Below are 11,265 nucleotides of genomic sequence, written 5' to 3'. Positions count from 1 at the left end.
CGCACCATGCAGCCGGACAGAATGACGATACGCCGGAGCGACAACGGCACCGGGTCAGAACCGCGGTGCCGGCACGGCAACGACCGGCTCGGCAAGGACAACCAACCCAAGGGAGACACCAACATGTCCATTATCAAAGGCGGCCTTCTGGACCGCCGCGGATTTCTCAAGACGACGGCCGCCGGCGCGGCCATGGCCACCCTTCCGCTGGGTGGCGCGGCCGCCGCACCCAAGCGCGGCGGGCATCTGCGCGTCGCCAAGGGCCACGGCCAGACCACGGATACGCTGGATCCCGGCCAGTGGGAGAACGGCTACATGCTGGCGCTCGGCTTCGGCATCCACGGATTCCTGACCGAGGTGGCGCCCGATGGCAGCCTCGTGCCGCAGCTGGCGGAAAGCTGGGAGGCGTCCGCCGACGCCTCGGTCTGGCGCTTCAAGCTCCGGCAGGGTGTCACCTTCCATTCCGGAAAGCCGGTGACGGTCGAGGACGTCGTTGCCTCGATCAATCACCATCGCGGAGAGGATTCGACCTCGGCCGCCGGTCCGATCGTGGAACCGATCCAGGAGATCACCACAGAGGGTAACGATACCATCGTTTTCACGCTTGACGGTGGCAATGCCGACTTCCCGTTCATCCTCAGCGACTATCACCTCGCGATCTGCAAGGCCGAGGGCGAGGGCATCGACTGGAAGTCGGGCGACGGCTGCGGCAGCTACATCCTCAAGAACTTCAATCCCGGCGTCAGTTCCGAGTTCGAGCGCAATCCGAACCATTGGCGCGATGACGTGGCCTGGGTGGACAGCTGCGAGATGCTGTCGATCGTGGACCAGAACGCGCGCACCACCGCGCTCGTCTCGGGCGATGTGCATGCCATCGACCGCGTGGACCTCAAGGCCGCCGCCCTGCTGGGCCGCAAGCCCGGCGTGACAGTCGAATCGCTTGCGGGCACGCAACATTACACCTTCGCGATGTCCACCAATCAGGACCCCTACACCGACAACAACGTGCGGCAGGCCCTGAAATATGCCATAAACCGCGAGGAACTGGTCGAGAAGATCCTGTTCGGCTACGGCTCGGTCGGCAACGACCACCCGATCGGCGAGGGACAGCGATTCTACAACACCGAGCTGGAGCAGAAGACCTACGATCCCGACAAGGCCAAGTGGTACCTCAAGGAAGCCGGCATGGACAGCCTCTCGGTGGCGCTGCATTCTTCGGATGCCGCATTCTCGGGCGCGGTCGATGCGGCGACGCTGTACCAGAACTCCGCCAAGGATGCGGGCATCGACCTCAAGGTGGTGCGCGAGCCCAAGGATGGCTACTGGTCCGACGTCTGGATGAAGGATCCGTTCACCGCCGTTTACTGGGGGGGGCGTCCGGTCGAGGACCAGATGTTCGCCACGGCTTACAAATGCGGCGCGGCCTGGAACGACAGTTTCTGGTGCAACGAGCGCTTCGACGAGTTGATGATCAAGGCACGCGCCGAGCTGGACGAGGACAAGCGCCGCGAGATGTACTGGGAAATGCAGGATCTCGTGGCCAACAAGGGCGGTGTCTGCATCCCCATGTTCGCCAATTACGTCCAGGCCATCGGCCCCGACGTGGCCCATGGCGAGATGGCATCGAACTGGGAAATGGACGGCGAGCGCTGGATGGAGCGCTGGTGGCTGGCCTGACGGCCGCGCCGACCTGAGTTTCCGACCGAAAAGGAACGCTGGCGCAAGGATCGCGCCAGCGTTACCTTTTCCATTACCAAACGAAAATCCAAGGGAGAGACAGAATGACCCTCAAGACAACGTTGTCCGCCCTCGCCATCACGGCGGCGGCAGGCCCCGCTCTGGCCGAGTGCGGCACCGTGACCTTCTCCGATGTGGGCTGGACCGACATCACATCAACCACCGCGGCCACCACGGTGGTCCTGGATGCCCTGGGCTATGACACCGAGATCAAGGTGCTTTCGGTGCCGGTGACCTACACCTCGCTGGCCGCCGGGGATATCGACGTGTTCCTGGGCAACTGGATGCCCACCATGGAGGCCGACATCGCCCCCTACCGCGAGGCCGGCACCGTCGACACGGTGCGCGCCAACCTGGAGGGCGCCAAGTACACGCTGGCCACCAACGCCGCCGGTGCCGAACTGGGAATCACATCCTTCGGGGCCATTGCGGATCACGCCGAGGCCCTTGAGGAGACGATCTACGGCATCGAGCCGGGCAATGACGGCAACCGTCTGATCATGGACATGATCGACGCGGACGCCTTCGGCCTGCAGGCGTTCGAGGTCAAGGAAAGCTCCGAACAGGGGATGCTCGCCCAGGTCGCCCGCGCCGACCGCCGAGACGAGCCGATCGTGTTCCTCGGCTGGGAGCCGCACCCGATGAATGCCAACCACGACATGACCTACCTGACCGGCGGAGATGACTGGTTCGGCCCGAATCTGGGCGGCGCCACCGTCTACACCAACACCCGCGCCGGGTATGTCGAGGAATGTCCGAATGTAGGGGCATTCCTGAACAATCTCGAATTCACCCTGGCCATGGAAAACGAGATCATGAGCGCGATCCTCAATGACGGGGCCGATCCCGAGGATGCCGCGACCGCGTGGCTCAAGAACAACCCCGACGTTCTGGATGGCTGGCTCGACGGCGTGACCACCGCAGACGGCGGCGACGCGATGGCCGCGGTCAAGGGCGAGCTGGGACTCTGAAATCCCGGCCCTGCCGCCCCCTCGGCGGGGGCGGTCCCGGGAGGGGTGGCGCGGGCCAAAGGCCGCCGCGCCCCCTCCCCAAAGATGAAAAAGAAAAACCGGGGGACATCGCGTGACCTGGCTCACTGACACGAAAATTCCCGTCGGCGACGCGGCGGAGGCGTTCTTCCTTTGGCTTCAGGACAACGCGGCCGCCTTCTTCGATGCGCTGGCGCTGATGATGGAAGCGCTGATCGATGCCTTCCTCTGGGTGCTGCAAACACCGCATCCCTTGCTGATCGTGGCCGTATTCGCGGCCCTGACCTGGGTGTTCCAACGCAACTGGAAGACCTGCGCCTTCATCGTCCTGGGGTTCCTCTTCATCCTCAACCAGGACTACTGGGAAGAGACCACCGAGAGCCTCACATTGGTGCTTTCGTCCTGCGTCTTCTGCATGGCGATCGGCGTGCCGATCGGCATCGCCTCGGCGCACCGCCCGCGATTTTACAGCGCCATGCGTCCGGTGCTGGATCTCATGCAGACATTGCCGCCCTTCGTCTACCTGATCCCGGCGATCGTGTTCTTCGGCATAGGCATGGTGCCGGGGCTGATCGCGACGGTGATCTTCGTGGTCCCCGCACCGATCCGGCTGACGCATCTGGGCATTTCCTCGACGCCGAAGGCGTTGCTGGAGGCCGCGCAGGCATTCGGCGCCACGCCGCGCCAGACGCTTTTCAAGGTGGAGCTTCCCTATGCGCTGCCGCAGATCATGGCGGGGCTGAACCAGACGATCATGCTGTCGCTTTCGATGGTCGTGATTGCGGCCCTGGTGGGGGCCGACGGGCTGGGCGTTCCGGTTTTGCGGGCCATCAACACAGTGAACATCGCCCTCGGCTTCGAATCGGGGCTGATGATCGTGGTGGTGGCGATCATGCTCGACCGGATGTTGAGACTAGAGCGGCGCAATGACTGATGCCGTGACATTCGACCGTGTCTCGATCGTCTTCGGGGACGCCCCCGAGACGGCGCTGCCCCTCATGGACGAGGGGCTGGACCGCTCCGAGATCCAGACCCGCACGGGCCAGGTACTGGGTGTGCATGATTGCGACCTGACCGTGAAGGAAGGCGAGATCGTGGTGTTGATGGGGTTGTCGGGGTCCGGCAAGTCCACCCTGCTGCGGGCGGTGAACGCGCTCAATCCGGTCACCCGCGGCGCGGTGCATGTGCATGATGGCGAGGGGCTTGTGGATGTCACCCATGCCGACCCTGCCACCCTGCGGCGCCTGCGGCAGCACAACATCGCGATGGTCTTCCAGCAATTCGGCCTCCTGCCCTGGCGTTCCGTGCGCGAGAATGTCGGCCTCGGCCTGGAACTGGCGGGGATCGCCAATGACGAACGCGCCGAACGCACCGACCGTCAGCTCGAACTTGTCGGCCTTTCGGACTGGGCCGATCGCCGCGTCGGTGAACTTTCGGGCGGCATGCAGCAGCGCGTCGGGCTGGCGCGCGCCTTCGCCACTGACGCGCCGATCCTTCTGATGGACGAGCCCTTCTCGGCGCTTGATCCGCTGATCCGGACACATTTGCAGGATGAGCTTCTGGATTTGCAGACCAAGCTTTCGCGCACCATCGTCTTCGTCAGCCACGATCTTGACGAGGCGTTCAAGCTGGGTGACAGGATCGCGATAATGGAGGGCGGCCGGATCGTCCAATGCGGCACTCCACAGGAGATTTTTACCAATCCCGCAACGGGTTACGTGGCTGACTTCGTGGCCCACATGAACCCTCTGGGCGTGTTGTGCGCCCGCGACGTGATGGAGGAGGCCGCCACCACGCCGGACCGCACGGTGCCCGCCGGGGCGACGATCCAGCAGGTGATGGAGGCCAGCCAGGGCCATGACGGCCCGGTCGGCGTGACCGAAAACGGCGCGATCGTGGGCCAGATCACCCGGAACCGGATCTTGTCGAAACTGCTCGATCCAAGGGGGTGAGGGCCGGCCCCGGCATCAAAGCTTGGTGGCCGAGACCGGCGGTGTGACGGCCCGGCGCTTGAGCACCGCCTCGCGCCAGGTGATGAAGCTGACCGAAGCCACGATCACCGTGCCGCCCAGTATCACGAAGGGATCGACCCCTTCGCCGAAAACCAGCGCACCCAGAAGCACCGCCCAGACAAGTTGCAGGAAGGTCACCGGCTGCGTCACCGCCAGCGGTGCGGCGCGGAAGGCCAGTGTCATGGTGTAATGCCCCGCCGTCGCCAGGCAGGCGACCCCGAAAAGCACAGCCAACTCCCAGAGCGTGGGTGTCACCCAGTCCATCACCGCGAGCGGCGCCAGCCCGATGGTGACCGTGATCGACAGCAGCGCCACGACCTCCGCGGCACTGCATCGCGCGGAAAGCTGCTTGGCCAGCAGATAGGAGGCGCCGAACGCCACCGCGGTGAACAGCATCGCGACATGACCGGGACCGACCTCGCGCAACCCCGGACGCAGGATGATGAGCGCCCCCGCAAGCGCGGCAATCACCGCCAGCACCCGCCGCAGCGCAAGGCGTTCGCCCAGGAAAAGCGCCGCACCGATGGTCACGTAGATCGGCGAGAGATAGTTCATCGCGGTCACGTCCGCGATCGGAATCCGCGCCATGGCGAAGAACCACAAGGCCACCGCCAGAGTATGCGCCACGCCACGCCCGAGCGCCAGCGCCCACTGCTCCGCATCGAGGCGCAGGCGCATCAGGCCGCGCAGCATCGGCAAGAGCAGCACCAACCCCATCGCGTAACGCAGGAACGCCGCCTCGGCAGCAGGCACGCGGGTACCAAGCGTCTTGACCAGCGCGGTCACCCCGACAAAGAGCGCGCCTGTCGTCACCATCCAGAAAATGCCCCAGCCGGGACGCGTTTCGCTTTCGACCGTCATGGCGGCATTAACACGGCGCGGCCGGGAAATGTCGAGGCCCGCACCGGGAATTTCCCGTTTCACCGGCACCACGCTGCGGTGTCAGGCCGGGACGCGCGGTCAACAACGCCCGGGCGGTCTTGGCAAGGCCCGCCACAGGCCCGAGCACGGCCGGAAACACGAAGCAGGAAGCGCGGGATCTGCGCCCGTTTCCGGTCACTTCTGCCGCTTGTGCCGGAATGCGGCGGACCGCCCGCGGACACGGATCCGGTGGACGAGTGTCGCACCTGCAAAGGATCGTGACCCCGGCACGGAGGCGTGGCTGCGCCACACATGTCTCATTTGCGTTCAGGCCACGCGGGCCCCGGTGTCCGACGGTTGGCACGGCCGCCCGGATGAATGGCACTCCACCGGCACCTCCCCCAGGTATTTGGGGCCAGATGAAGGTGGGGAACGCACCCCGCTTCATCTTTCCCCAAATACTCACGAAGGAAACATCCGGAACGACAGCCACAGGCCGGAGGCAGGGCACGGATTCGCGCCTGAAAGACGCTCGATCGGGGAACAGGGCCGCCGAAGACGGATCACCGGGGATCAGTTCGCCGCCTCGCGATGGCTCAGGGTGGTGCCGGTCAGTTCCGCGCTGAACGGCACCGGGTGCGGCGGGCGGCCCAACCGGGCACGGTAAACCGGCAGGCTCTCGGCAACGCGCATGACGTAGTTGCGGGTCTCGCGGAAGGGAATATGCTCGATCCAGTCGATCACGTCCTTTCCGCCATCTATCACCGAAGCGCCCCCGCGCGGGTCGCCGAAGCGTTCCATCCATCGGTCGGGCCTCGAGGGGCCGGCATTGTAACCCGCCGCGATCATGACGACATTGCCCTCGAACCGCCGGGAAAGACCTTCGAGATAGGCGCTGCCGAGGCGGGCATTGTAACGCCAGTCGGTCAGCACGCGGCCGGGCTCGTGGCTGACAGTGATCTCGCGGGCCATCTCGCGCGCGGTTCCCGGCATGAGCTGCATCAGGCCCTGCGCGCCGGCCCCGCTGACGACGGACCCGTCGAATTCACTTTCGCGCCGTGCGATGGCCAGCGCCAGTTCGTGCGGGACCGGCAGATCCATCCTGTCGAGGGGGTGCAAGGCGTAATAGGGTCCCGGCAGGACGATCCCGCGGCGTGCCGCGCGCTTGCCCAGCATCACCTGCAGATGCGGAGTGCCCAGTTCCGCAAGCATGGCACCCATCCGGCCAAGACCGTCGCGATCCTGGCCGTCGGCAAGGTGCAGGAAAAGCCGCTCGGCAAGATCGAGCCGCCCTGCCGCCAGCGCCAGCACCCCAGCCCGGTAGACCGCGGAGCGTGTGAACCCCGCCGCGCGCCACGGTGCAAAATCCTCCTGTCCGGCCAGCGCCGCATCGAAGGGCACGCCGCCACGTTCCGCTGCCAGCAACCCGTAGAAACTGGTCTGGAACCGGGCGGCACGGCGATATGCGTCAAGTGCCGCCCCGGGGTCATCCAGCGCCTCTTGCGCGCGTCCGATCCAGTAGCCTGCCCGTCCCCGCGATATCGGGGTGTCGACCACTGCGGCGAAACGCTGGAAATGGTCCAGTGCAACCGCTGGTTCACCTAGATATCGCAGGGCGAGATATCCCGACAGCCATTCAAGATCGGCATAGGCATACCCGGTCCCCGGCGCCAGCTGGTGCAATGACGCCAGGTCGTAGGCTTCCCGCGCGGCCCCGTCTCGCATCCGGTCACGCGCCAGAAAGCGGCGCCAGCCTGCCCATCGTCGTGGCACGCCGAGTCCGCCGCGCACGCGGCTCTGACGCAGGATCACACGGATCGCGTCGGCGGTGCGGTTGACCGAGATGTAATGGCCGAAAATGGCGTGCGCGATGCCCGGGTGCGCCCTTTCTTCGGCGCTCAGATCATCGATGAGGGCCTGCGTGCCGCTGCCCCCTGCCTCGATCCGTTGCCGGGTGCGGGCCAGTGCACGTTCCGCCTCGGGCACCAGAGGCAGCATTTCCGCCACGTCCCGCAATCCCCGCCAGAGCGCCATCTCCAGCCGCGCGGAATGATGCGGAGCGAGAAGCTCCGCGGCCCGTGAGAGGAACGTTGCGTGCTCGTCGCCCTCGAGGTCGAGCGTGCGCCAGCCGAGCACAAGGGTGGCGTCCGCGGCGCCCGCCTGTCCCGCGGCCCGCTGCGCCGCCGCCAGGGCCAATGCCCCGGTGCCGGTCTGCGGCGCCGCATCGCCGAAAAAGGCCAGAACCTCATCGGGCCTGGTCTCGGCAAGCCCGCCCTCGTGTTGCCGGCGCATGTAGGCCAGGCCGGGCCAGCCCGGGTTCCGGGCAACGAAAATACGGACGTCCCGCGCCGTGCCCTGCCCCGCGCGCAGCCGTTCCCATTCGATAAGCTCGACTGCCGCCGGCCCGGCCCGGGCGGCCAGCCGGGCCGCAACATCCCAACGCCCGTCCGACGCGGCCGCATAGGCGCTGCGCAGCGGCCTCGGCCCCTCTGAAGGCGCGTCTGCGGCTGCGGCGCCGGCGCCTGCCAGGCTTGTCAGAAGCATTATCAGGCACAGAGCACGCAGCATCTCTTGCATTTCCCGCGATTGCGAAGGATAGACGGCCGCAGACTACGCGCGAGCGCCGGCGGCGTCCATGCCCCGCCTTGGCACACAGGCGGCTTCCCGCTAGGGTTTCACGGGGGCGAAGCGCGCGTCATGCACGAGACGGAACGCGAAACAAACAGGAGCGTGTCATGTTCAAAGGATCCATTCCTGCCCTGGTCACGCCGTTCAGAAACGGAGAACTGGATCTCGACACGCTGCGCAAGCTGGTGGAATGGCATATTGGCGAGGGCAGCGACGGGCTGGTGCCGGTGGGCACCACCGGCGAGAGCCCCACTCTGACCCATGCCGAGCACGAAACAGTGGTCGAGGAAGTGGTGCGCGCGGTGGCCGGACGGATTCCCGTCATCGCCGGGGCCGGCAGCAACAACACCCTGGAATCGATCCGCTTCATGCAGCATGCCGAGAAGGTCGGCGCGGACGCGGCGCTTGTCGTCACGCCCTATTACAACAAACCCACGCAGCGCGGGCTGATTGCCCATTTCACTGCCCTGCACGATTGTTGCGACCTCCCGATCGTCATCTACAACATTCCCGGCCGGTCGGTCGTGGACATGAGTCCGGAAACGATGGGTGAACTGGCGAAGCTGCCACGGATCGTCGGTGTCAAGGACGCCACCGGCGACCTGGCGCGCGTCAGCCTGCAACGCATGAGCTGCGGCAAGGATTTCGCCCAGATCTCGGGCGAGGACCCCACCGCCGTCGGCTTCAACGCGCAGGGCGGGTGCGGCGTGATCTCGGTGACAGCAAATGTCGCGCCGAAGCTCGTGGCGCAGGTTCAGGCCGCCACGCTGGACGGTGATTACGCGCAGGCGCTTGACCTGCAGGACAGGCTGATGCCCCTTCACCGCGCGATCTTCACCGAACCGGGGCTGGTTGGTGCCAAATACGCGATGTCGCGGCTGGGCCTGTGCAGCGAAGAGGTCCGCTCGCCGTTGACCGGCCTCAGTGACGAGACCAAGACCCTCGTCGAGGACGGGATGCGCCATGCCGGGCTGATCAACTAGGCCGGGGACAAGACGCGGTCAGTGCCCGCGGTGTGCATCCTCGCCCGTCGCCGCCGTCATGGCGGCGGTCATTGGGGGGCGCGCTGTGACGGGCGCGAGCCTGTCAGCCAAGCATCAGCTTCAGCGCGATAGCCCACATGACAAGCCCGACCGCCAGGTCCAGAATGCGCCAGGCGCCCGGTCGCCGGAACAGCGGATCGAGCATCCGCGCACCGTAGCCCAGCGAAAAGAAGAAGGCGAAGCTCGCGAGGACCGCGCCCACGGCAAAGGACGCGGGGGCTTCATATTGCGCCGAAACCGACCCGAGCAGCACGACCGTATCCAGGTAGACATGCGGATTCAGCCATGTCAGCGCCAGGCAGGTCAAGAGGGCGCGCTGCAGGCTCGCGGTGCCGGTCGCCGTGGCCATGGTCTCTCCACCACGCCAGGCCGCGCGCAGGTTGCGCGCTCCATACCATATCAGAAAAACCGCCCCGCCGTAACGCATGACCGTCTCGAGGCCCGGCACCATGGCAGCCAGTGCGCCAAACCCCGCCACGCCGACGCCGATCAGGACCGCATCGGACACGGCACAGGTCAGCACCACCGCCAGGACATGCTCGCGCCGCAACCCCTGCCGCAGCACGAAGGCGTTCTGCGCCCCGATTGCAAGGATCAGCGAAAATCCAAGCGCGAACCCCGCCAATGCCGCCTGAATGTCCATGTCGCCCTCCGCGCGGCAAAGGCGCCGCTGAAGGGGGTCAACACCACATCCCGACCGATCCTGCAATCCCGCAATGCGACCTGTGGTCCGGCGGCACGGATTGTTGCTGGACATTCGCGGCGGTGCCGCGTCAGATCGGATCCGTGGATGCAGACAGGAAATACCCCGCCCTGAGCGATCTGCGCCGCCGCGCCCGGGAACGGCTGCCGCATTTCGTTTGGGAATTCCTTGACAGCGGCACAGGCACCGAGGCCACGAAGGCGCGCAACCGCAACGCGCTGGACTCGGTCCTTCTGTCCCCGTCGATCCTGCATGGCGAGGTCACGCCCAATGTCGGCACGACACTTCTCGGCCAGCGGATGGCGCTGCCGGTCGGGATCGCGCCGGTGGGCATGTCGGGGCTGGTGTGGCCGGGCGCCGAACGGCAACTCGCACGCGCGGCCGCGGCGGCGGAAATCCCCTACACCCTGTCGACCGTGGCCAGCCAGACCCCGGAGGATCTGGGGGACGTTCTGGGTGACCGCGCCTGGTTCCAGATGTACCCGCCGCGCGATCCGGAGATTCGCGCCGACATGCTGCGGCGCGCGCGCGCCGCAGGCTTTTCCGTGCTGGTCCTGACGGTGGACGTTCCGGTCGGCAGTCGCCGCGAACGGCAGGTCCGCTCGGGCCTGACGCAGCCCCCGAAGCTGACCCCGCGGCTGCTGGCCCAGGTGGCCGCGCGGCCGGCCTGGGCCTGGGGGATGGCGCGCGGTGGCATGCCGCGAATGCGGCTTATCGATGATTACGCCGGGCGCAGCACCGGCCTGCCATCCACCAGGCATGCCGGTTACCTGCTGCGCACCTCTCCGGACCGCGATTACCTGCGCTGGCTGCGCGATCATTGGGACGGCCCCCTGATCGTCAAGGGCGTTCTGAGGTCCGAGGACGCCGCCATGCTGGAAGCCGACGGCGTCGATGCGATCTGGATCTCCAACCATGCGGGACGACAGTTTGATGCCGCTCCCGCCACGATCGAGGCGCTGCCGGACATTCGCGCCGCCTGCACCCTGCCCCTGATCATGGACGGGGGGATCGAGGGTGGTCTCGATATCCTGAGGAGCGTCGCACTCGGTGCGGATTTCGTCATGATGGGCCGCGGCTGGCATTACGCGCTTGCCGCCCTCGGGGCACAGGGCCCCGGGCATCTGGCCAAGGTTTTCAGGGCCGATCTGGAAGCGAACATGGGGCAGCTCGGTCTGAGCCGGCTGGACGAGGTGCGCACGCGCCTTCTGGCAGACCGGGCACACGCGGACGAAAGACCCGCCTGAGGCCCGCGCGCACCAACGACCGTGGACAGCCACGCGGCCCTGCTC

At 66.5% G+C, this 11,265-nt stretch carries 9 protein-coding genes; 6 read left to right on the top strand and 3 right to left on the bottom strand.

All coding sequences use genetic code 11. The features are described from left to right. Positions 1-123: 123 nt before the first annotated feature. The 4 genes from DQW77_RS01450 to choV all read left to right on the top strand — a co-directional run bounded on the left by DQW77_RS01450 (position 124) and on the right by choV (position 4,678). Complete coding sequence (locus tag DQW77_RS01450; protein ID WP_113256581.1) at positions 124-1,677, top strand: ABC transporter substrate-binding protein; 1,554 nt, start codon at positions 124-126, stop codon at positions 1,675-1,677. Between the two features lie 104 nt (positions 1,678-1,781). After that, positions 1,782-2,708 carry a choline ABC transporter substrate-binding protein gene (gene choX, locus DQW77_RS01445; protein WP_113256407.1) on the top strand — a complete coding sequence of 309 codons (927 nt, stop codon included), beginning with the start codon at positions 1,782-1,784 and terminating at the stop codon, positions 2,706-2,708. 112 nt (positions 2,709-2,820) lie between these two features. After that, positions 2,821-3,660, top strand: a complete 840-nt coding sequence (choW, locus tag DQW77_RS01440) for a choline ABC transporter permease subunit (protein WP_113256406.1) — start codon at positions 2,821-2,823, stop codon at positions 3,658-3,660. Next, complete coding sequence (choV, locus tag DQW77_RS01435; protein WP_113256405.1) at positions 3,653-4,678, top strand: choline ABC transporter ATP-binding protein; 1,026 nt, start codon at positions 3,653-3,655, stop codon at positions 4,676-4,678. The genes choW and choV overlap by 8 nt, the downstream gene beginning before the upstream one ends. Before the next feature lie 15 nt (positions 4,679-4,693). Here choV and DQW77_RS01430 read toward each other — a convergent pair whose 3' ends face one another. Together DQW77_RS01430 and DQW77_RS01425 are read right to left on the bottom strand one after the other, a co-directional pair. Then, positions 4,694-5,599: a DMT family transporter gene (locus DQW77_RS01430; protein WP_113256404.1), complete on the bottom strand. Its 906-nt coding sequence runs from the start codon at positions 5,597-5,599 to the stop codon at positions 4,694-4,696. A 573-nt stretch (positions 5,600-6,172) separates the two neighbouring features. Beyond that, a complete protein-coding gene (locus tag DQW77_RS01425; protein ID WP_309301303.1) occupies positions 6,173-8,167 on the bottom strand; it encodes a lytic transglycosylase domain-containing protein in 1,995 nt (664 codons plus the stop codon). Positions 8,168-8,334: 167 nt separating this feature from the next. Between DQW77_RS01425 and dapA the strand changes: the two genes are divergently transcribed. Next, on the top strand, positions 8,335-9,210 hold the full coding sequence (gene dapA, locus DQW77_RS01420) for a 4-hydroxy-tetrahydrodipicolinate synthase (protein ID WP_113256402.1): 876 nt from the start codon (positions 8,335-8,337) through the stop codon (positions 9,208-9,210). Between the two features lie 103 nt (positions 9,211-9,313). Here the strand turns inward: dapA and DQW77_RS01415 are convergent, their stop codons facing one another. After that, positions 9,314-9,907: a LysE/ArgO family amino acid transporter gene (locus tag DQW77_RS01415; RefSeq protein ID WP_113256580.1), complete on the bottom strand. Its 594-nt coding sequence runs from the start codon at positions 9,905-9,907 to the stop codon at positions 9,314-9,316. A 128-nt stretch (positions 9,908-10,035) separates the two neighbouring features. On the opposite strand from DQW77_RS01415, the gene DQW77_RS01410 reads away from it, so the two are divergent. Further along, positions 10,036-11,220: an alpha-hydroxy acid oxidase gene (locus DQW77_RS01410; RefSeq protein WP_404947918.1), complete on the top strand. Its 1,185-nt coding sequence runs from the start codon at positions 10,036-10,038 to the stop codon at positions 11,218-11,220. The last annotated feature ends 45 nt before the right edge of the window (positions 11,221-11,265 follow it).

Source organism: Roseovarius sp. TE539 (assembly GCF_003298505.1).
Classification (GTDB): domain Bacteria; phylum Pseudomonadota; class Alphaproteobacteria; order Rhodobacterales; family Rhodobacteraceae; genus Roseovarius.
Note: the sequence above shows the minus strand (reverse complement) of the source record. Positions and strands in the feature narration are given on the sequence as shown.